Origin of the sequence: uncultured Parasphingorhabdus sp. (genome assembly GCF_963975555.1) — a bacterium.
GTDB lineage: Bacteria > Pseudomonadota > Alphaproteobacteria > Sphingomonadales > Sphingomonadaceae > Parasphingorhabdus.
This window is the reverse complement of record NZ_CAXBHH010000006.1, coordinates 123471-143458: the sequence shown is the minus strand read 5'-3', so window position 1 is coordinate 143458 and position 19988 is coordinate 123471. Positions and strand designations below refer to the sequence as shown.

Here is a 19988-nt window from a genome sequence, read left to right as displayed (position 1 = left end):
CCCCTCCGTCAGTCCTCCGGACTGCCACCTCCCCGTTGCTGAGCAACAGGGAGGAAAATATTAGCTTGACCTCAACTTAGCTTGAGATTGTACGAATCGCAAGCATGGAGAATTGGCGGGCTCAAAAGGCCGCAGAAAAAGGCGAAAAACATGCTTCCAATTCTTCCAATATAGTGATGCCAATATTGCGAGGAAGTGAGCATATGAAACTCAATCAGGTCACCGTCGGATGCGTCGATTATGACCGGTCAGCAGCATTTTACCGCCAGCTCGGCCTCACTCAAATCGTCGACTCCCCGCCCCGCTATGCCCGGTTCGAAACACCGACCGGCGAAACTTTCTCGATCCATGCGGTGGAGAAGACCGGAGCTCAAACAACCATGATCTACTTCGAATGTGACGATCTCGACGAAGTCATCGCGGATCTGCAATCCGAAGGCATCACCTTCGACACAGGGCCCACTGACCAGAGCTGGGGCTGGCGCGAAGCCCGGCTGCGCGATCCGGCGGGCAACCCGATCTGCCTGTTCTACGGCGGCAGCAACCGCCGCTTCCCGCCCTGGCGGATCGACAATTTAACCACGGAGAAAGGAAATGAAAAATGAACAACGGAAAACTCGAGCACGTCAACATCACGGTCAGCGACCCGCAACGCAGCGCCGACCTCCTCCGCGATCTTTTTGGCTGGCATATCCGGTGGGAGGGGCCATCAATGTTGGGTGGCCACACGATCCACGTCGGCACGGATGATCAGTATATCGCACTCTACACCAATCCGGATGTGCAGGCCGCCGACCCGACGTTCAACAAGGGCGAACCGCTGAACCATATCGGCGTGACCGTCGATGATCTGGATGCGGTGGAGGCGAAGGTTGTGGCCGCCGGTCTCGAGCCCTTCAACCATGGCGACTACGAGCCCGGCCGGCGCTTCTATTTCTTCGACTGGAACGGGATAGAGTGGGAAGTGGTAAGCTACGCCTAGCCCCTGCTGGAAAAAGAAAGCGCCCCTCTCCTTGCAGGGAGAGGGGCGCTTTTTTTCTACAAAGTGCAAAGAGGCCCGAGGTCCTGAAACCGGTTCAGGATGACGGTCTCAATGCAGCGTGTTTCTAGAGACTAGGATTGACCAGCACCTTCTCGCCGGTGGCTTTCTTCTCGTAGCCCTTGGCGATTTCGGGGTCGATCATGTCCATCAGGCTGATCTCGCTCGAATAGTCGCTGTGGAATATGCCGTTGCGCTCTTCGACGGTATACATGCGCATTTCCATCATCCGGTCGCGGCCGACTTTTTCGAGATGCGGGGTCAGCAACCAGCCGGCAACGCCCCAGTAAAGGCCGAGACCGCCGCCGAGGATGGTTTCGCCGGTGTCGAGACGGCCATAGATATAGACCTGCTTGTTGACGGTGGAGCCGTAAACGCTAAATTCCGCGCCGCGCACTGCCGCTGCTTTTTCCATCGCGGTCAGGATATAGCTGGCCATCTTGCCGCCGCCGATGGCGTCAAAGCCCAGCGTCGCTTCGGTTTCAGCCAGCGCCGCAATCAACTGCTCCATGAAATCACTCTTGGTGCTGTCGATGACATGGGTCAGGCCGATGTCGGTGAGGATTTTCTTCTGGGCGTCGGAGCGCACGATCGCGACCAGCGGGATATTATCCTTGAGGCACAGCTTGGCCAGCATCTGGCCGAGATTGGAAGCGGCAGCGGTGTGAACCAGTCCGGTATGGCCTTCCGCATGCATCGTGTTGATGAACCCCTGTGCGGTCATCGGATTGACGAACAGAGAAGCGCCTTCCTTGGCTGCTGCGCCTTCGGGGAGTGGAACGCACGCTGCGGCTGGCATCACGCGATGGGTGCGATACATTTCGCCGCCGACGATCGTGACGGTCTTGCCCATCAACGCCTGCGCCGCATCGGATGATCCGGCTGCAACAACGGTACCAGCACCTTCGTTACCGGCAGCCAGTTTCTTGCCCGCGCGGCCTTTGAAGAAAGGCTGCATCGCCGGTTCCACATCGGCAACCAGCGCCGGGTGACCGTCGACGGTTTCGCTACGCGCCGTGTCCATGCTGGCAGCAGCGGTCAACAGACCGAGATCCGACGGATTGATCGGCACCGCTTCCATTTGGACGACGACTTCATGCTCTTTCGGTTCGGGCACAGCATAAGGCTCGATCGAAAGGATCGACTTGCCGTCCTCGGTGACGGTGGTGAACAGTTGCTTTGCGTCGGGAAACTGGCTCATTAGAAATTCCTCTCTCTTGTGTTTCTGGAAATTTTTGGTGGCGGTGAGCGCCCCCAATTTTGCGGTAATCCCGAAAAATTCGGTCACCCTTTTATCGATAATCTGTTTGGCAGCCTTAACCTCGTCATTCAGACCTCGTGAATCAACCCATCGGGTACATGATTTCCCGACTGATCTTGTAAATCCTTTTCATCATCTCGTCGCTGAGCACCAGATCGGCAGCGGCAAAAATCTCGGGAAGTTGGTCGGTGTGGGTTGCGCCAACAATGGTCGAAGCGACAAAATCATGCTGTTTCGACCAGGCGGTGGCCAGCGTCACCGGCGCAACGCCCAGTTCGTCGGCAATTGCCATGAAACGCTTGGTCGATTCCTCGGACTTCGGATTCACGAACCGTTCCGCCATTTTCGCCTGACGCCCACCCATTTTTAGATAGGACGAGAAACGCGCACCGTCCGGCGTCGCGCCATCATTATATTTGCCCGAGAGGGCCCCGCCAGCGAGCGGCGAATAAGGGATCAGGCTGACCCCTTCCTGACGACAGACCTGCGCCAGTTCATCCTCGAACCGGCGATTGTTCATGCTGAAATTATTCTGGATCGTGCAATAGCGGGTGACACCCAGCCGCTCCGAAGCCTCGAGCGATTTCATCAGGCCCCAGCTGGTTTCATTGGAGCAGCCGATGGTGCGGATCTTACCCTTGCGAATTTCCTCGTCGAGCACTTCCATTGTTTCGTCATAGGCGGTGCCATGATCGGGCCAGTGGGTCTGGTAGAGATCGATATAGTCGGTCTGGAGCCGCTTGAGGCTTTCATCGAGCGCCTTGACGATATTGTGGCGATCCATCGCGGTCATGCCGGCACGTTGCGAAGATTCTATCCAGCCATGGCTGGGACCGGATACTTTGGTCGCGATGATCAGGCTGTCGCGATCCTTGCCCTTCATCCAGCGGCCGACAATATTCTCGGTCTCGCCTGCCCATTCCGGTTTTGGTGGCACCGGATAATTTTCCGCCGTGTCGAAAAAGTTGATCCCGGCTTCGACTGATTCGTCCATGATCCTGTGTGACATGGCTTCGTCGGCAGCGCTGCCAAAGGTCATAGTCCCCATGCAGATTTCGGATACATATATCGGGCTTCGGCCCAGGCGGCGCTTTTTCATGAAAACATCTCCGGCAAATCTGACGTTGGCTTAACTGTACAGTTAAGTAGCATAACCGCCATGGGTTGCGAAACGCAATCCAATTTCGCTGATAACTAGCCAGCCTGCCCGAGAACCAGACAGGCAAGAAACATCAGCAGGCCAGCAAAGCGATTGGAACGGAATTTGGCAAGCGCATCATCTCCATCACCGCTTTTCAGGGTCGCAACCTGCCAAAAGAGATGCAGTCCGACGGGGACAAGCGCCACGAGACCAAGCCATTGGGGGCGCAGCATCCAGAATGCAGCCGCCCAGCTCCCGAGTGCGGCCAGATAGAAAAGCAGCACACCGGACCGCACATTATCTCCGAGCCGCAACGCGCTCGACCGTATCCCGACCATGGCGTCGTCTTCTTTATCCTGCAGCGCGTAAATTGTGTCATAGCCGATCACCAGGAATATTGATCCGAGATAGAGCAGCACCATCGCCCAGTGGAATTGCGGTGCAATCGCCAGCCATCCGACCAGCGCGCCCCAGCTGAACACAAGTCCAAGCCATGCCTGCGGCCACCAGGTGATGCGTTTCATAAATGGATAGGCTGCGACCAGAGCGAGACTGCCCAGCGCCACCAGCTTGGCCGTGCCATTGATCTGGAGCCAGACCAGCAGCCCGATCAGACACAATATGCCGAGCCATATCCACGCGGCTTTCAGCGACGTGACACCGCTGGCCAATGGCCGCGAGCGGGTCCGCTCCACCTGGCGATCGAGATCACGATCGACGATATCATTATAGACACAGCCCGCGCCGCGCATTGCGATCGAACCGACCAGCAGCCAGAGGAGCAGGTCCCAGCGCTCGATCGCACCGCCGGCAAGCGCCACGCCCCAGGCGCAGGGCCAGAACAATAACCACCAGCCGATCGGGCGGTCAAAACGGGCAAGCAGGGCAAAGGGCCGGGCTGCAACGGGCAGCAGGCCGACAATGCCCTTATGTTCGGAATCGGGGACGATCTGGTTGGATTGGTCAGACATGACAGCTGCTTATCGTCAATTCTATAACTCGTCATCCTGAACTTCTCTAACTCGTCACCCTGAGCTTCTCTAACTCGTCATCCTGAACTTGTTTCAGGACCTCAGCCGGACATGTGCATTCTTCCGAAAGAGAGGCTGAAATAAATTCAGCATGACGAAAATAAAACCTGCCGCTAAACAGCATCAATGCCAGCCACACCCGCTTATCCCCCGCACAGCGCCCCGCGTCTCTACGTTGATATCGAAATATCCGATGGCGCAGAAATCCGGCTGGACGGCAGCCATGCCCATTATCTGTTGAAAGTGATGCGGATCAAGCAAGGCGACCCGCTAAAATTATTCGACAACCGCACCGGTGAATATCTTGCCCATGTCACCGCTCTCGGCAAACGCGACCTGATCCTGATGGTTGATGGCAAGACACGGGAACGGGAGGCGGTTCCCGATCTCTGGCTGTGCACCGCGCCGATCAAGAAAGACCGCTTCAACTGGATCGTCGAAAAAGCGACTGAACTCGGCGTCGACAGGATCATGCCGGTACAGACCGAACGCACCCAGAGTCATAATATCAAGACGGAGAAGCTGCACGCCCATATGATCGAGGCAGCGGAACAATGCGAACGCACAGCTCTTCCCGCTCTTGATCCGCTGGTAAAACTGGCCGACATGCTGCAACAATGGCCCGCCGAACGCCATCTGTTCTTTGCCGACGAACGCATCCATCAAAGCGGTGAAGGCAGCTTCCGCAAGGCCCTGGTCGCCCATGACGGCCCGGCGGCTATCCTGATCGGCCCCGAAGGCGGCTTCTCCGACAACGAAAATGAATTGATCCGCGCCCTGCCCCAGGCGGTGCCGGTATCGCTTGGCCCGAGAATATTGCGCGCTGACACCGCTGCCATAGCGGCGATCAGCCTCTGGATGGCAGGACGCGGTGACTGGAATCCCGCCTAGACGTCGATATTCATGATCGGCATCAGCAAACCAAACATCCTGAAATCCTTGTAAAACCCAATCATCCTGTCCGCTTGGTTAACCAATAATTAGCCCATTTTGGATAAAGGAAATCCATGATTTTTGGGAAATCTATCGGGGGCCAGAGCCGATTACAAATCCGCACATTTATGTGGGGTTTGCTTTGCCTGTGCGCGATTACACTCTTTCCTGCGGGACAGGCAGAGGCCCAGACCGTGAATATATATTCCAATGTCGGCACCGTCGCGATCCCGGACAATGCCTGCCCGACAACGGTCAACCGGACCTTCACCGTCGGCACCAGCTATGTTGTGGGTGACGTCGATATCGGTGTCCTGCTCGATCACACCTACCGGCGCGATCTGGAAGTCACATTGACCTCGCCAGGCGGCACGGTCGTTACTTTGATGGATTATGTCGGTGGAAGCGCGGATAATCTTAACGTCAAATTTGATGATGAAGCCAGTGGCGGAGCCATTGCGTCCCACACCAGCAATGACCCTTTGACTCCCATTTATAACAACACCAAGACACCGCAGAACAGCCTGTCAGCCTTTGACGGCGAGAATGCACTGGGAACTTGGACGCTCGGCATTTGTGACCAGCAGGGCGTCGATGTCGGATCCTTCCGGCAGGCAGACCTGTATATTACCCAGCCACCGCCATTTGCAGATCTTTCCCTGACCAAAACCTTCGGCGCAACATCAGCCAATACGGGAAGATATACTTTATCGGTAACCAACTCGGCGATTTCGGCATTGACCGCCACCGGGGTGACGGTCAGCGACAGCCTGCCCGCTGGTGTCAGCCTGACAGGCACATCCGGCACCGGGACATATAGTGGCGGAATCTGGTCCTTGGGGACCGCGATCGCGCCGGGCCAGACGATCACGATCGAACTGAATGTGAACATCACGGCAACCTCCGGCACGATCACCAATAATGCGCAAATTCGCACCTCATCCGCTTATGATCCGGACTCAACCCCCAACAACGGGGTTACCAGCGAAGATGATTATGCCAGCGTCAGCTTCGCTGCAGGCGGGCGCATAGCCGGCTACGTGCCCTCGCTCACCTCGATATGCCCCATATCCAACCAGCTGGATTTCAGCTGGGATTCGCCGACGACCTGGTCGCCTGGAGGTTCGCTGGCGCACAGCTATAGCGTCACCGGCCTGGGCGATATCAGCTTTGGCGTAACGCAACCTCCGAACGGATTTACCAACAGCACCCCGGAAATCACGACCTCTAACAGCGGCGGCGGAGCATCGGGCACGCGGGCGCTCTATTTATACATGAATAACGGCAACGAGACACATTCCGGGACGGTCATCCTCACCTTGCCGACCGCAGTGCCGGGCCTTCAATTCTCCATGTTTGATATTGATTATGCTGCCAACCAGTTCACCGACAAGGTCACGGTGACCGGCACATATAACGGCGCCACCGTCCTGCCGACATTATCGAACAATACCGCCAATTATATAAGCGGCAATTCGATTATCGGCGACGGCGCGTCCGGCGCAACCGACCCGTTCGGCAATGCGGTCGTGACCTTCACCTCACCGGTCGACTCGGTTTCCATAACCTATGGCAACCATCTGCCGACCACCCCGACTGCATCGGGCAATCAGGCGATGTCGATCCATGATTTCAAATTCTGTCGTCCGACGACCAGCCTGAGCGTCACCAAGATCAGTTCGATCATCAGCGATCCGGTCAGCGGCACGACCAATCCCAAGCGTATTCCGGGCGCCATCGTCCAATATTGTATCCTGATCAGCAACAGCGGATCAGCGAGGGCGGATGCGATTTCCGCTACAGACAATCTGTCCGGTCCATTTACCTACACTGCGGGATCGATGAGGAGCGGCGGCAATTGCGGCTCTGCGGCTACGGTGGAAGATGACAATGCAACAGGTGGTGATGAAAGCGATCCCTATGGTGCATCGATTGCCGGCTCAACCATCACGGCGACGGCAGCGACATTGGGGCCGGCGAGCAGCTTTGCCCTGACTTTTCAGGTTACGGTAAACTAACCGGCGCGTTTCAAGCGCACCAATATTTCATCCAGGGATGACAGGAAGCGGGAGCGATCCGCTTTGCTGAACGGCGGCGGGCCACCGATATTCTCTGTTCCCATACCAGCGCGCAAATCGGCCATGATCGCCCGTGTCGCTACCGCTGCTCCGATGGAATCAGCAGTGAACGGCTTGCCATTGGATCCGACCACCGCAGCACCGGCCTTCACACAGCGATCAGCCAGCAATATGTCTGATGTAACCACGATAGTGTGAGCGCTGGTGCGTTCCGCAATATAGTCATCGGCGGCATCGAAGGCATCGCTGACCACCACGCGGCTGACCAGCGGGTGAGCCGGCACCCGGAACGGGCTGTTGCTGACAATCACCACCGCGACTTGATGACGGTCCGCCACCCGGTAAATTTCATCCTTTACCGGGCAGGCGTCCGCATCAACCAATATTTGAATGGCGGTGGTCATGGTTTAGTTCAGTCGGCTTTGGGTCCGCGAGGTTTCGAGCCTTCAAAAGGGCGTTTGCCGCGATGCGGCTTCTTGTCGCCACCGCCGAAATTACCGCCGGAACCGGATTTGCGATCGCCGTTAAAGTCGGTTTTCTTTTTGAAACCGCCGCCGAATTCGCGCTTTGGTCCGCCGCCGTCAGAGCCGCCTTCACCTTCCGGCTTGCGCTTCTGGTAAGGCTTGCCGCCGCCACCCGGTTTGTCACCGAATTTTTTGTCGCCAAACTTCTTGTCACCAAACTTGTTCTTGCCGAACTGCTTGCCGCCATGTTTTTTGCTGGCGTTGCTGTAATCGCGTTGGCCGCCACCACTGTCGCCGCGTCCGCCCTTGCGGTTGCGCTTGGCTTCATCGCGTGGTTTGCCTTCAAACTGGGTGATCACGATATCATCGGTATCATCCCCGCCGGATTCTCTCTTTTCAGCGATAGCAGCGGTAAATTTGTCGACCACCCGACGCGGGATTTCGAACAATGTGTCGTCACCGTTGATCCGGATCGCGCCGATTTCATTCTTGGTGATATGACCACGGCGGCACAATACCGGTAACAGCCAGCGAGCGTCAGCGCGCTGATTATGACCGACGTTCATCTTGAACCAGACCGTATCTTCAAATCCGGGACGCGGACCGCCTGGCGCAGCTTGCGACTGCGCGCCACGATCGAGCATCTGTTCCGGAGCAGGCATTTTCGCGCGATGCGATTGTACCAGCATGGCCGCGATTTCTTCCGGCGTTTTTTCTGCCATCAGACGCTTCGCCAATGCCAAATCATCTTCGTCAATCTCGACCGGCTGCAACAATGTTTCGATCAGCCGCTCGGCATCATTCTTGCGAATGTCCGCGCGTGTCGGTGCATCTTTCCATTCCGCGTTGATCTTCGCGCCGCGCAGCATGGATTCCACCCGCTTGCGTCGCTGATAAGGCACGATGATAACCGCCGTACCCTTTTTGCCGGCACGACCCGTACGACCGGACCGATGCTGCAAAGTCTCGGCATCGCGTGGCATGTCGACATGCACAACAAGGCTCAAGGTCGGCAGATCGAGGCCACGAGCGGCGACATCGGTTGCAACACAGACGCGTGCGCGCTTGCTGCGCAAGGCTTGCATCGCCTGGTTGCGTTCGCTCTGGGTATGTTCACCCGACAGCGCCACAGCACTGAAGCCGCGATCGACCAGACTGGCGTGCAGACGACGAACCGCTTCGCGGGTGCCACAGAACAGCATTGCCGATTCTGCTTCATGGAAACGCAGCAGATTGACCACCGCGTTTTCGGTGTCGGCAGGAGCGACGGTGATTGCCTGATAGGCGATATCGCCGTGGCCACGGTCTTCGCCGACGGTGGAAATGCGCAGCGCATCATTCTGATAGCGTTTGGCAAGATTGATGATCGGTTTCGGAATGGTCGCCGAGAACATCAATGTCCGGCGTTGCTCACCGGTAGCATCGAGAATTTCTTCAAGATCTTCGCGGAAACCCATGTCGAGCATTTCGTCCGCTTCATCGAGAACCGCTGCACGCAGATTTTTGAGGTCGAGCGCTCCGCGTTCCAGGTGATCGCGCAAACGGCCAGGCGTTCCAACGATGACATGCGCGCCGCGGCGCAGCTGACGCCGTTCCTTGGAAGCATCCATGCCGCCAACGCAGGTCGCGATCTGCGCGCCTGCTGGCTGATAGAGCCATGTCAGTTCGCGACTCACTTGCAGCGCAAGCTCGCGGGTCGGTGCGATGACCAAAGCCAATGGTTCGACCAGAAACGGGAAACGACCGTTGTCATCGAGCAATTGTGGTGCCATCGCCAGACCGAAGGCTACGGTCTTGCCGGAGCCGGTCTGGGCGGATACGATAAGGTCGCGGCCATCCGCTTCTGGTTCAAGCACAGCGGCCTGAACCGGCGTAGGCTTGTCATATTCGTGCGCCGCAAGCGCCTCAGCGAGAAGCGGTGATAATTTCGTGAAAGGCATAATGTTCTAATTCCGTGGCAAATGTGAAAGCCGCGCGGAACTGCCAGTCGCCTGCGGTTTATGAAGAATATGTTGTTATTAAACGGTCTGCACTGGGGATCATATTGCCTTGCCGGCAGCATGGCCACTCGCCCAAGCCCATTGAAAATTATAGCCACCGAGCCAGCCGGTGACATCAACAGCTTCCCCAATAGCATAAAAACCGGGTACTTGCCTAGCTTCCATATTTTTGGACGAAAGTTCGGCTGTACTAATGCCGCCAGCCGTCACTTCTGCCTTGGCAAAACCCTCGGTTCCATTGGGCATGAAGCGCCAATGGGAAAGACGGCGCGCCGCTTCATCCAGCTTCTTGTCGGTCAAATTGCCCAGTTCGCCTTCCAAGGCGATCCGCTCGATTAGCGTCTCGGTCAAGCGGGTGGGCAAATGGGCATTGATCGCCTTTTTCAGTGAAAGCCGGGGGAGTTGCTTCTTCACCTCGGACAGCCAATCACCGGCCAGATCGGGCAGAAAATCAATCTCGACCGATTCGCCATGCTGCCAATAAGATGAAATCTGCAGAATAGCAGGCCCTGACAAGCCTTTGTGGGTGAACAGCGCAGCTTCCCGAAAGGCCGTTTTCCCGCATTTCGCGATCACCGGTGCCGACACGCCGGACAGCTCACGGAACAGGGTTTCTTCTCCGCCCAGGGTCAGCGGCACCAGCGCCGGGCGCGGTTCGACTATTTTCAAACCGAATTGCCGCGCCAGATCATAAGCGAACCCGGTCGCCCCCATTTTCGGGATCGACGGGCCGCCGGTTGCAACCACGAGGGACGGCGCAAAAGCCGTCTCTCCGCCATATTCGACGCGATAGCGACCCTCGCCATGGCCGATATCGGTTATCGTCTTGCCCAGCGACAGGCTGACGGTATCGGCCGGGCATTCGTCCATCAGCATCGCGACAATCTGCCTGGCGGAACCGTCACAGAAGAGCTGTCCCAGTGTCTTTTCGTGCCAGTCGATGCCGTAGCGATCAACCAGCGCGATAAAATCGGCAGCGGTGTAGCGACTCAGCGCCGATTTCGCGAAATGCCTGTTCTGCGACAGATAGCGATCGGGCGCAGTGCCGCTATTGGTGAAATTGCAACGGCCACCACCGGAAATCAGGATTTTCTTGCCCGGCTCGTCGGCATGATCGATCAGAAGAACCTTCCGACCGCGCTGGCCGGCCACAGCGGCACACATCAGGCCAGCACCGCCAGCGCCGAGGATTATCGCATCATAATGGGTAGGGACTTTGCGCATGGATTATCGAAAACTCTCTAATATCAGCAGATTCGCGATTGCCGTCTGCGAAGGGTATTCGGCTATCGCCGGGGTGAACTAGGGCCAAGTTTCCCAAATTATCTTGGTTTGAAAATCAGCTTGTCCCGCGAGCAACCGCTCAAGCGAAGCCGAGACTGCGCAACGGCGCGTTTAACAGCGATATCGATTATTGGCAACGGCTGGCAGGCGCGCGAATTACTGTGTTGTTCCTGTGCCCCCGCTGTCCATTATGATCACTCGCGCACTCCGCCAGATCCGGACAGATTGCGCTCCGCTCGCCCGGCGATCCATCACCCTGTCGCAACCTTTTAAAGATGCCCGCGTTTTCAAACCAAGTGCAACTAAAAGTCGATGGAGCCAAAAATGATCAGCAGCCTCGCTTACGCCATCATCTTGATGGGATGTTCGGATGACATGACCCTTTGCAAGGAAATGGTAAGGCACGAGCGCGTCTTCGCTACGCTGCAAGAATGCGAGAGAACAGAGGCCATGGTACTGCAATCCGAAGTGGCGCGGGAAATTGATTATCCCGTCGTAGCGACCAAATGCGCTGCAGGCGCAAAGAAATTTGCCCGGAAAGGCGCGACAGATATTGACGGATAATGGTGATCTCGTCAGCGGAGAAGCTAGGATAACGCCCGCAACCGAACTGCCCGTCAGCCAGCAAATGCCGACCAAAAGACAGCTCTCGACAGCCATTTTTCTTTTGTCGCTCGGCCTGTTTCTGGCTTTGCCATTCGTTCTGTCCGCCGGCGCAGTTTTTTTCAGGCCGTTATTCGCCGCGATGGTCATCATGCTGATGTTGTTGCCGTTAACCGGCGGATTGACGAAGCTGGGACTACCGAACGCGATTGCCGCCTTTCTTTCCGTCCTGACGTTTCTTTTATTTCTGGCTTTCGGATTTCTGCTTATCCTGCAGCCGGCTCTGGAACTAGCAGAGCGGTTTCCCGATATCACGAATATCTTGCAGGAACGGCTCGTTGATATGCGCCAGTTCACCGCTTCAGTATCGCAAATGGGCACAGAATTCTCTTCGACAATCGGTGAGACCAAAGGACGCGAAGTGGTCCTCGCAAGCCCCACTGTCATGGAAGAAGCGGCCTATGCCACACCGGCAGTGCTCCTCGAACTTCTGCTGGTCCTCCTGCTGGTATATTTCATGCTCGAATCCCGCTTGCGGTTGAAGCGAATCATATTGTCAAAACGGTCTACTCTAGCCACCTCATTAAAAGCGGCCCGGGCCGGGCGGAGCATTACCGGAGACCTGTCCCACTATATCGGGGCCGTCACTACGATCAATATAGCCGTCGGGATCATAGTCGCCTTTGGCGCATGGGCACTGGATATAGAATCGCCTCTGATGTGGGGTGGTCTGGCTGCCATATTGAACTTCATTCCCTATCTCGGGCCCATGCTGATGGCGGTGCTTCTATTCGGCTTCGGCGCAGCATCGACCGGCGATCTAGGAGGGGGACTGGTCCCCACAGCGGCCTATATCAGCCTGCAGGTGATCGAAGCGAATTTGATCACGCCGTCGATTCTGGGTCGACGCTTCTCGATGAACCCGGTCGTGATCCTGCTGGCCATCAGCTATTTTACCTGGATATGGGGATTGGGTGGAGCCTTGATTGCGGTCCCCTTGCTGATTGTGGGCAAAGCATTGCTCACTCAAACGGGAAGTCCGAATATTATCGGCTTCATTCTCGGAGAGCCGCTGTTCGATGCTCCGGCAGATAATCAGGGCGAATCACGCGGTCGTCAAAACGACCAGAACTAGCTTGACGCTTTTTCTCATCGTTGGAACATTGCGCACATCTGGTGGAACCCGCCCGCGTCGAAAAATATCCGACTACCCCAGCTCAGTCTTGGGCATTGGTTAGCGCAGACGTTTTTTCGCAAACGCTCTGCCGGAGCCGATTTCCAAACAATATTTTGCGGGAGAAGGAAATCGGTCTGCCAACCGTAGCTCGCGAAGCGAGCGAAGGTTGGTGGAGCCTAGCGGGATCGAACCGCTGACCTCTTCGCTGCCAGCGAAGCGCTCTCCCAGCTGAGCTAAGGCCCCATTTGAAGAGCGCCTTTAATCCAGACGCCCTTCAGAAAGCAAATCAAAAATTAGGTATCGTCAGGCTCGTCGTCGCCTTTGCCTTTGCTGACACCCAGATCATCGTCACCGCCCAGATCAACTTCATTGTCCGGAGATGGCTCATCATCATCGATGTTGACGTCCAAATCGTCGTCGTCAACCGAATCTTCTTCTTTCTTCACGGCCTTCTTGGGCGCTTCAAAAGGCATAGGCTGTTTGGATTTCAGCACAGCTTCCGGCACAAAGCTTTCCCCGCATTCGACGCAAGTCGCAGGGTCTTCCTTGCCGAGATCGTAAAAGCGCGTTCCACATTTCGGGCATGTGCGTTTTGTGCCCCATTCCGGTTTAACCATGGCTGGTGTCCAAATCCTGTCTAAATCAATTCGTTGATAGGTAAGTCCGCTATACGGCGATTCAAGTTTTATCTAAATCAGCCGCGAAATCCGGCGCGCCTTGCCATAGCTTTGCTGCGCTGTCAAAAGCCGTTTGATATTCCTGCACGAATCATTTGTGCGTTCCGCTAACAAAGCTCTGACATGACCAGCAACACTCCACAGCCAGTAACGTTCAAACCGTCTGGCCCGCTCACCGGTAAAATTTCCGTTCCCGGAGACAAATCCATATCACACCGAGCGTTGATATTATCGGCGCTTGCCGTCGGCAAGAGCCGGATCACCGGACTGCTCGAAGGCGAGGATGTCCTCGCAACTGCCGACGCATTGCGGGCGATGGGGGCAAGAATCGAAAAAGCCGGTGACGTCTGGACCGTATATGGTGTCGGCGTCGGCGGCCTGATGCAGCCGGACAATGCGATCGAGATGGGCAACAGCGGCACGTCCACGCGGTTGCTTATGGGTCTGGTCGCGTCACACGGGATCAGCGCTACATTCATCGGCGATGCTAGTCTGACAAAACGGCCGATGGGCCGGGTGATCGATCCACTCTCGGAAATGGGCGCCGATATTCAGGCGCGCGAGACTTCGGACCATAAATCCTGCCTGCCGCTGACGGTGAGAGGCCTGTGCCCTGCATTACCGATCGAATATCGCCTGCCGGTCGCCTCTGCGCAGGTCAAATCGGCGATTCTGCTCGCCGGTCTCAACACCCCCGGTATTACGCGCATCATCGAGCCCGTTCTCACCCGCGATCATAGCGAAACCATGCTCAAGGGTTTTGGCGCGGAAATCAGCGTCGAAACAGACGCCGAGGGTTGCCGGATCATTTCGCTGACCGGCGAAGCGGAACTGCAGCCGCAAAAAATCAAGGTACCGGGCGATCCGTCATCCGCCGCTTTTCTGGTGATTGCAGCATTGATCGTGCCCGGGTCCGACATCATTATCGAGAATGTTGGCATCAATCCCACCCGTGCGGGGCTGTTCGAAGTCTTGCAGAAAATGGGCGGGGACATCAGCTTCAAGAAAAAGCGGACGGTCGGCGGCGAACCGGTTGCGGACATATATGTCAAACATAGCGCGCTTACCGGCATAGACGTTCCAGCCAATATTGCGCCTAGTATGATCGATGAATTTCCTGCCCTGTTCATTGCCGCGGCTATGGCCAGCGGTGCAACCACGACCTGCGGACTGCACGAATTGCGGGTCAAGGAATCCGACCGGCTGTCGCAAATGGCGAAAGGTCTTGAACTGCTCGGCGTAAAGCTGACCGAGAAGGAAGACGGCATGGTGATCGAAGGCAACGGCGGAAAGCAGCTATCCGGCGGACGAGCCAAGCCAGTGATCGAAACCGCGCTGGACCACCGTATCGCCATGAGTTTTGCAGTGGCCGGCCTGGTGACAAAATCCGGGCTTGCTATTGATGACATCACGCCAGTGCAAACCAGCTTTCCCGGGTTCCAGGACCTGATAACGACGCTCGTGTCCAAATGATTGACGGATTTACCGCCAATGCGATCGGAATTTGCGGCAGTATTCTGGTGGTTTTTGCCTATGGCTATAATGTCTATGCCGACGCGGTGAACGCATTCATCTATAACGGCGCCAACCTGCTCGGCGCTCTGTTGCTCACTATCTCTCTCATGGTGTATTTCAATCTGGCATCATTTCTGCTTGAAATGGTCTGGATCACCATTGCCGTCGGCGGCCTTTGGAAGGCCTATCGAAAACGGGCGAGTCAGGGCTCATGATCATCGCTGTCGATGGCCCGACCGCGTCCGGCAAAGGAACGATCTCCAAGCAATTGGCGAAACATTTCGCCCTGCCCTTCCTCGATACCGGCTTGCTCTATCGTGCGGTCGGCTGGACGCTCCGGGAACAGGGCGGCAATGCCGACGTTGCCGCCGACGCGCTGGCCGCCTGTGTGTTTGATGCTGCGTTGCTGGACAATCCGGGATTGCGCAGTGAAACGGTTGGCGGGCTGGCCAGCCGGGTCTCGGTTCATCCGGAGGTAAGACGGGCACTCGACAAACGGCAAAAGGATTTCGCCTACCAGCCCGCCGGTGCCGTACTGGATGGCCGTGATATCGGAACCGTCATCGCGCCGGATGCCGACGTAAAACTATTTGTCACAGCTTCATCCGAGGCGCGCGCGGTGCGGCGTTTCGAGGAAATGAAACGACGCGGCGAGCCAGTCAATTTCGATGATATTCTCGCCGACATTCTAAAGCGTGACGAACGCGACCAGAATCGCGCGTCAGCACCGCTCAAGCCCGCCGAAGATGCAGACTTGCTTGATACCACCAATTTGACTATAGACGCCGCCATTCAGCAGGCGATTGCCTTGGTGAATGCGAAGATGAGCGGCCGGCGCGATAGCGATCCGGCATAGCAGACAAATGATGTGCAAGACGGGTTGGCAAAAACCGCCCCGGCTTTAGCGCAGCTTTTTTGTATTTGCACTTTTCCTTGCATACACCAGATATTGGCAGTTTTCTGATGGATGCGGCGGTCGCATGAGGTGATCGCGGCAATTTTGGTCCAAGACCGGCGGAACCAACCGCCTGGCCAGAAAAATTGACTATCAAGGAATAAACCATATGGCCTCAACGGCATTTCCAACCCGCGACGATTTCGCGGCAATGTTAAACGAATCACTCGGTGGCGAAGACCAAGGCTTTGAAGGCCGCGTCGTCAAAGGCACCGTAACCGGCATCGAAAACGACATGGCTGTCATCGATGTAGGATTGAAATCAGAAGGCCGTGTAGCGCTGCGCGAATTCGCCGCTCCCGGTCAAAAAGCCAACATCTCTGTCGGTGACGAAGTCGAAGTCTATGTCGACCGCATCGAAAATGTGAATGGCGAAGCCATGCTGTCCCGCGATCGCGCCCGCCGCGAAGCAAGCTGGGACAAGCTTGAAAAAGAATATGACGAAGGCAATCGCGTCGAAGGCGTTATCTTCGGCCGCGTCAAAGGCGGGTTCACGGTCGATCTTGATGGCGCTGTAGCCTTCCTGCCCGGCAGCCAGGTCGACGTCCGCCCCGTGCGCGACGTAACCCCGTTGATGGACATCACCCAGCCTTTCCAGATTCTCAAGATGGATCGCAAGCGCGGCAACATCGTTGTTTCGCGTCGCGCCATTCTTGAAGAAACCCGCGCTGAACAGCGTTCGGGTCTCATCGAGTCCCTGGCTGAAGGTCAGGTTACCGAAGGCGTCGTCAAGAATATCACCGATTATGGTGCGTTCGTTGATCTCGGCGGCATTGACGGTCTGCTCCATGTTACCGATCTCAGCTACAAGCGGGTCAATCACCCGAACGAGATGATCAACATCGGCGACACGCTGAAAGTCCAGATCATCAAGATCAACAAAGACACCCAGCGTATCTCGCTTGGCATGAAACAGCTCGAAAGCGATCCTTGGGATAGCGCAACCGAGAAATATGCGGTTGGCACGAAGCTCAACGGTTCGGTTACGAACATCACCGAATATGGTGCTTTCGTCGAACTGGAACCAGGCATCGAAGGCCTTGTCCACGTTTCCGAAATGAGCTGGACCAAGAAGAACGTCCACCCGGGCAAGATCGTTTCCACTTCGCAAGAAGTCGAAGTTATCGTTCTCGAAGTCGATACCGAAAAGCGTCGCATTTCGCTTGGCCTCAAACAGGCTCAGTCCAACCCTTGGACCGACTTTGCGGATACCCACCCAGTGGGCAGCACCGTTGAAGGCGAAGTCAAGAACGCTACCGAATTCGGTCTGTTTATCGGCCTTGAAGGCGACGTCGACGGCATGGTTCACATGTCAGACATCGCTTGGGGCATTTCCGGCGAAGACGCGCTCAACCTCCACCATAAGGGTGAGCAGGTAAAAGCCATCGTTCTCGACATCGACATCGACAAAGAACGTATTTCGCTTGGCATGAAGCAGCTTGAAAAAGGTGCACCTGCCATGGGCGGCGCTGATACCGGCGGTCTCAAAAAGGGCTCGGTGGCAACGGTTACCGTGCTGGAAGTACGCGATGGCGGCCTAGAAGTCCAAATGGGCGACGACGGCGCAACCGGCTTCATCAAGCGCAACGATCTTGGCCGCGACCGCGACGAACAACGTCCCGACCGCTTCCAGGTTGGCCAGAAGCTCGATGCCATGATCACCGGCTTCGACCGTTCGAAGAAACCGAACTTCTCGATCAAGGCGCATCAGCTGGCAGAAGAAAAGCAGGCTGTGGAACAATTCGGTTCAACCGATTCCGGTGCAAGCCTCGGCGATATCCTTGGCGAAGCGCTGAAGAAGAAAGAAGAATAGTTTCTTCAACCGCATGACGGAATGAGAAAAAAGCCCGCCCCTTAATCGGGGTGGGCTTTTTCATTGCCAGCTCCGATTTTGGGGCAAATATTACACTTCTCCCAAAACCATTGAAAACAGACATGATTTCTGGCATCTATGGGATGTAAATAACATCAGACTTGAAGATTCTTGGAGTCTTTGATGCATGAATTTTCGGGATTTCCCGAAAATCGGAAAGGTGCACCGATGATACGTTCTGAACTATTAGAAAAACTCGCCGAAGAAAATCCGGAATTGAAGCCGGATGAAATCGAAAAAATCGTCGACCTGTTTTTCAATCAAATCAGCCAGAAACTGGCCGAAGGCGGTCGTGTCGAACTCCGTGGCTTTGGTGCTTTCTCGACGCGCCAGCGGAAACCGCGCACCGGTCGCAATCCGCGCACAGGCGAATCCGTAGAGGTTCCTGCCAAGAGAGTGCCCTATTTCAAGCCCGGCAAAGAAATTCGCGAGCAGTTGAACAAGGACTAATCGCAACAATTTCAAATATTATTTGCCTATCCACTTGACCCCGCGCCCGCAATAATGCTTGTCGCTAGGCTCCAGCGAAAGTTGGACCTACCGGTGCGGACGTGGCGAAATGGTAGACGCAGCAGACTTAAAATCTGCTATCCGAAATGGGTGTGCGGGTTCGAGTCCCGCCGTCCGCACCAGTTTTAAACTATCCGGATATTGTTAGCCCCTTGGCGTCGCGCGATATATTCTACGGATCGCCGCCCCCCTATAACATCACCATATCAACCGGTTGATCCAGCAGTATCCGGCCAGCCAGTTCGAACACCGCCGGCGCGGTCGCGATATGCTGCGTGGCTACATGGGCGTCACGGAAACGGCGTTGCAGGCTGTTACTCGAATAGACGGCGCCACCGCCACCCAATGTATAGGCGGTCTTGCAGACTTCGGCGGAGATTTCGGTGGCATGGGCACAGGCAAGGCGCAGATTGGCCCGGCCTTTTGCGGAGATTTCACCGGCCCCCTGTGCTTCTGCCCAGCATCCACCTATCGCATTGTCCAGGTAGCCAAAGGCACCGCCCAGCGAAGCCGTCGCCCGCGCCAGTTCGGCCTGCACGGTGGCTCGCTGCGCCATCGACCGCCCGCCACCCGGGGTCTTCTTGTTGATCGCGATATTGCTTATTTCTTCCAGCGCCGCCCGGGCATTCCCCAGCGCCACCGACGACACGCCCAGCGCCAGCAGGCCAAAGAGCGGGAATTTGTATAAAGCACCCGGATCACGCGGCTGGTCGCCGACGAAGGACACACTGCGATCTTTTGGGACCATCAAATTTTCGACCGAAAAGTCTCCGGAACCTGTCCCCTTCAAGCCCGCAACATGCCAGCTGTCGATGAATGACACGTCCTTCGCCGGGAAGAACAGCATCCGGTGATAAGGCGCGCCATTGTCGAATTTCTGCAGCACGCCATCCTTGAAGATCATCGCGCCGCCGCCAAGCCAGGAGCAATTGGCCGAGCCGGAACCCCATTGCCATTGGCCGCTGAGCAGATAATGGTCACCCTGGTCTTCGGCCTTGCCCATAGGCGCAAACACCCCTCCGGTCACGACATCGTCAGCACCGAATATTTCACTCGCCGCCGTTTCCGCCATATAGGCAGCGCCCAGAGTCGAGGTTACCGCGATCATCACACACCAGCCGGCACTGGCATCCGCTTCGGCAACCGTCGCGACGATTTTCAGAAAGTCGAGCGGCTCCAGTTCCAGCCCGCCGAGCGATGCCGGTTTGGATAGATTGAAGGCGCCCGCAGCAGCGAGCTTGGCAGCGAGATCGGCCGGCAACCGCCGCGCGGCTTCGGTTTCCTCTGCTCGCGCCGCAATTTCGGGGAGCAGAGCCAGAATTCTGGGGCCGACCTCTCCGATGGTGGAAATATCATATTGCAAACCGGTCATGCCGTAATTCTCCTCTGCGAAGGAGACAGCATAAGAGTTCCGCTTTGTCGAGCCAGCAAAAACATCTAGACGAGT

At 56.4% G+C, this 19988-nt stretch carries 19 protein-coding genes and 2 tRNA genes; 12 read left to right on the top strand and 9 right to left on the bottom strand.

The features are described 5' to 3' along the window. Positions 1-203 precede the first annotated feature (203 nt). Both AAC060_RS13105 and AAC060_RS13100 read left to right on the top strand, forming a co-directional pair. Positions 204-605, top strand: a complete 402-nt coding sequence (locus tag AAC060_RS13105) for a VOC family protein (protein ID WP_339826925.1) — start codon at positions 204-206, stop codon at positions 603-605. Continuing rightward, entirely contained in the window at positions 602-982 is a 381-nt protein-coding gene (locus tag AAC060_RS13100; RefSeq protein WP_339826923.1) for a VOC family protein, read from the top strand. The genes AAC060_RS13105 and AAC060_RS13100 overlap by 4 nt, the downstream gene beginning before the upstream one ends. Before the next feature lie 124 nt (positions 983-1106). Here the strand turns inward: AAC060_RS13100 and AAC060_RS13095 are convergent, their stop codons facing one another. The 3 genes from AAC060_RS13095 to ubiA form a co-directional block, all read right to left on the bottom strand. Next, the gene (locus AAC060_RS13095) at positions 1107-2240 is read right to left on the bottom strand and encodes an NADH oxidase (RefSeq protein WP_339826921.1); all 1134 of its coding nucleotides are present in this window, start codon (positions 2238-2240) and stop codon (positions 1107-1109) included. A gap of 142 nt (positions 2241-2382) precedes the next feature. After that, the gene (locus tag AAC060_RS13090) at positions 2383-3399 is read right to left on the bottom strand and encodes an aldo/keto reductase (RefSeq protein WP_339826919.1); all 1017 of its coding nucleotides are present in this window, start codon (positions 3397-3399) and stop codon (positions 2383-2385) included. A gap of 95 nt (positions 3400-3494) precedes the next feature. Next, on the bottom strand, positions 3495-4412 hold the full coding sequence (gene ubiA / locus AAC060_RS13085) for a 4-hydroxybenzoate octaprenyltransferase (protein ID WP_339826917.1): 918 nt from the start codon (positions 4410-4412) through the stop codon (positions 3495-3497). A 186-nt stretch (positions 4413-4598) separates the two neighbouring features. On the opposite strand from ubiA, the gene AAC060_RS13080 reads away from it, so the two are divergent. Both AAC060_RS13080 and AAC060_RS13075 read left to right on the top strand, forming a co-directional pair. After that, positions 4599-5363 (top strand): 16S rRNA (uracil(1498)-N(3))-methyltransferase, encoded by a 765-nt coding sequence (locus AAC060_RS13080; protein ID WP_339826915.1) that lies wholly within the window; start codon positions 4599-4601, stop codon positions 5361-5363. Between the two features lie 236 nt (positions 5364-5599). Further along, a complete protein-coding gene (locus AAC060_RS13075) occupies positions 5600-7423 on the top strand; it encodes a proprotein convertase P-domain-containing protein (protein WP_339826913.1) in 1824 nt (607 codons plus the stop codon). On the opposite strand, the gene AAC060_RS13070 is transcribed toward AAC060_RS13075, so the two are convergent. From AAC060_RS13070 to AAC060_RS13060, 3 genes are all read right to left on the bottom strand, one after another. Then, complete coding sequence (locus AAC060_RS13070) at positions 7420-7887, bottom strand: YaiI/YqxD family protein (protein ID WP_339826911.1); 468 nt, start codon at positions 7885-7887, stop codon at positions 7420-7422. The genes AAC060_RS13075 and AAC060_RS13070 overlap by 4 nt on opposite strands. Positions 7888-7895: 8 nt before the next feature. After that, positions 7896-9887: a DEAD/DEAH box helicase gene (locus AAC060_RS13065; protein ID WP_339826909.1), complete on the bottom strand. Its 1992-nt coding sequence runs from the start codon at positions 9885-9887 to the stop codon at positions 7896-7898. Between the two features lie 99 nt (positions 9888-9986). Continuing rightward, positions 9987-11171 (bottom strand): NAD(P)/FAD-dependent oxidoreductase, encoded by a 1185-nt coding sequence (locus AAC060_RS13060; RefSeq protein WP_339826907.1) that lies wholly within the window; start codon positions 11169-11171, stop codon positions 9987-9989. A 384-nt stretch (positions 11172-11555) separates the two neighbouring features. On the opposite strand from AAC060_RS13060, the gene AAC060_RS13055 reads away from it, so the two are divergent. Together AAC060_RS13055 and AAC060_RS13050 are read left to right on the top strand one after the other, a co-directional pair. Continuing rightward, a complete protein-coding gene (locus AAC060_RS13055; protein ID WP_339826905.1) occupies positions 11556-11795 on the top strand; it encodes a hypothetical protein in 240 nt (79 codons plus the stop codon). Further along, positions 11785-12969 carry an AI-2E family transporter gene (locus AAC060_RS13050; RefSeq protein WP_339826903.1) on the top strand — a complete coding sequence of 395 codons (1185 nt, stop codon included), beginning with the start codon at positions 11785-11787 and terminating at the stop codon, positions 12967-12969. The genes AAC060_RS13055 and AAC060_RS13050 overlap by 11 nt, the downstream gene beginning before the upstream one ends. 209 nt (positions 12970-13178) lie before the next feature. On the opposite strand, the gene AAC060_RS13045 is transcribed toward AAC060_RS13050, so the two are convergent. Both AAC060_RS13045 and AAC060_RS13040 read right to left on the bottom strand, forming a co-directional pair. Continuing rightward, a tRNA-Ala gene (locus tag AAC060_RS13045) sits at positions 13179-13254 on the bottom strand. Between the two features lie 50 nt (positions 13255-13304). Further along, positions 13305-13628: a TIGR02300 family protein gene (locus AAC060_RS13040; RefSeq protein ID WP_339693719.1), complete on the bottom strand. Its 324-nt coding sequence runs from the start codon at positions 13626-13628 to the stop codon at positions 13305-13307. A gap of 183 nt (positions 13629-13811) precedes the next feature. Here AAC060_RS13040 and aroA point away from each other — a divergent pair, with 183 nt between their 5' ends. The 6 genes from aroA (at position 13812) to AAC060_RS13010 (ending at position 18663) form a co-directional block, all read left to right on the top strand. Beyond that, positions 13812-15161, top strand: a complete 1350-nt coding sequence (aroA, locus tag AAC060_RS13035) for a 3-phosphoshikimate 1-carboxyvinyltransferase (protein ID WP_339826901.1) — start codon at positions 13812-13814, stop codon at positions 15159-15161. Then, positions 15158-15418, top strand: a complete 261-nt coding sequence (locus AAC060_RS13030) for a permease (protein ID WP_339826899.1) — start codon at positions 15158-15160, stop codon at positions 15416-15418. Before aroA ends, AAC060_RS13030 begins: the two co-directional genes overlap by 4 nt. Further along, a complete protein-coding gene (locus AAC060_RS13025) occupies positions 15415-16059 on the top strand; it encodes a d(CMP) kinase (RefSeq protein ID WP_339826897.1) in 645 nt (214 codons plus the stop codon). The genes AAC060_RS13030 and AAC060_RS13025 overlap by 4 nt, the downstream gene beginning before the upstream one ends. 208 nt (positions 16060-16267) lie before the next feature. After that, positions 16268-17971 (top strand): 30S ribosomal protein S1, encoded by a 1704-nt coding sequence (gene rpsA, locus AAC060_RS13020; protein WP_339826895.1) that lies wholly within the window; start codon positions 16268-16270, stop codon positions 17969-17971. A 228-nt stretch (positions 17972-18199) separates the two neighbouring features. Beyond that, positions 18200-18481: an integration host factor subunit beta gene (locus tag AAC060_RS13015; protein ID WP_339693712.1), complete on the top strand. Its 282-nt coding sequence runs from the start codon at positions 18200-18202 to the stop codon at positions 18479-18481. Positions 18482-18576: 95 nt separating this feature from the next. Further along, a tRNA-Leu gene (locus AAC060_RS13010) sits at positions 18577-18663 on the top strand. Between the two features lie 68 nt (positions 18664-18731). Here the strand turns inward: AAC060_RS13010 and AAC060_RS13005 are convergent. Then, the gene (locus AAC060_RS13005) at positions 18732-19913 is read right to left on the bottom strand and encodes an acyl-CoA dehydrogenase family protein (protein ID WP_339826893.1); all 1182 of its coding nucleotides are present in this window, start codon (positions 19911-19913) and stop codon (positions 18732-18734) included. Positions 19914-19988 lie beyond the last annotated feature (75 nt).

What these genes read in the sequence shown, in the direction of transcription:
- AAC060_RS13105 (WP_339826925.1), top strand. Translation starts at nt 204, where the DNA reads ATGAAACTCAATCAGGTCACCGTCGGATGCGTCGATTATGACCGGTCA.
- AAC060_RS13100 (WP_339826923.1), top strand. Translation starts at nt 602, where the DNA reads ATGAACAACGGAAAACTCGAGCACGTCAACATCACGGTCAGCGACCCG.
- AAC060_RS13095 (WP_339826921.1), bottom strand. Translation starts at nt 2,240, where the DNA reads ATGAGCCAGTTTCCCGACGCAAAGCAACTGTTCACCACCGTCACCGAG.
- AAC060_RS13090 (WP_339826919.1), bottom strand. Translation starts at nt 3,399, where the DNA reads ATGAAAAAGCGCCGCCTGGGCCGAAGCCCGATATATGTATCCGAAATC.
- ubiA (WP_339826917.1), bottom strand. Translation starts at nt 4,412, where the DNA reads ATGTCTGACCAATCCAACCAGATCGTCCCCGATTCCGAACATAAGGGC.
- AAC060_RS13080 (WP_339826915.1), top strand. Translation starts at nt 4,599, where the DNA reads ATGCCAGCCACACCCGCTTATCCCCCGCACAGCGCCCCGCGTCTCTAC.
- AAC060_RS13070 (WP_339826911.1), bottom strand. Translation starts at nt 7,887, where the DNA reads ATGACCACCGCCATTCAAATATTGGTTGATGCGGACGCCTGCCCGGTA.
- AAC060_RS13065 (WP_339826909.1), bottom strand. Translation starts at nt 9,887, where the DNA reads ATGCCTTTCACGAAATTATCACCGCTTCTCGCTGAGGCGCTTGCGGCG.
- AAC060_RS13060 (WP_339826907.1), bottom strand. Translation starts at nt 11,171, where the DNA reads ATGCGCAAAGTCCCTACCCATTATGATGCGATAATCCTCGGCGCTGGC.
- AAC060_RS13055 (WP_339826905.1), top strand. Translation starts at nt 11,556, where the DNA reads ATGATCAGCAGCCTCGCTTACGCCATCATCTTGATGGGATGTTCGGAT.
- AAC060_RS13040 (WP_339693719.1), bottom strand. Translation starts at nt 13,628, where the DNA reads ATGGTTAAACCGGAATGGGGCACAAAACGCACATGCCCGAAATGTGGA.
- aroA (WP_339826901.1), top strand. Translation starts at nt 13,812, where the DNA reads ATGACCAGCAACACTCCACAGCCAGTAACGTTCAAACCGTCTGGCCCG.
- AAC060_RS13030 (WP_339826899.1), top strand. Translation starts at nt 15,158, where the DNA reads ATGATTGACGGATTTACCGCCAATGCGATCGGAATTTGCGGCAGTATT.
- AAC060_RS13025 (WP_339826897.1), top strand. Translation starts at nt 15,415, where the DNA reads ATGATCATCGCTGTCGATGGCCCGACCGCGTCCGGCAAAGGAACGATC.
- rpsA (WP_339826895.1), top strand. Translation starts at nt 16,268, where the DNA reads ATGGCCTCAACGGCATTTCCAACCCGCGACGATTTCGCGGCAATGTTA.
- AAC060_RS13015 (WP_339693712.1), top strand. Translation starts at nt 18,200, where the DNA reads ATGATACGTTCTGAACTATTAGAAAAACTCGCCGAAGAAAATCCGGAA.
- AAC060_RS13005 (WP_339826893.1), bottom strand. Translation starts at nt 19,913, where the DNA reads ATGACCGGTTTGCAATATGATATTTCCACCATCGGAGAGGTCGGCCCC.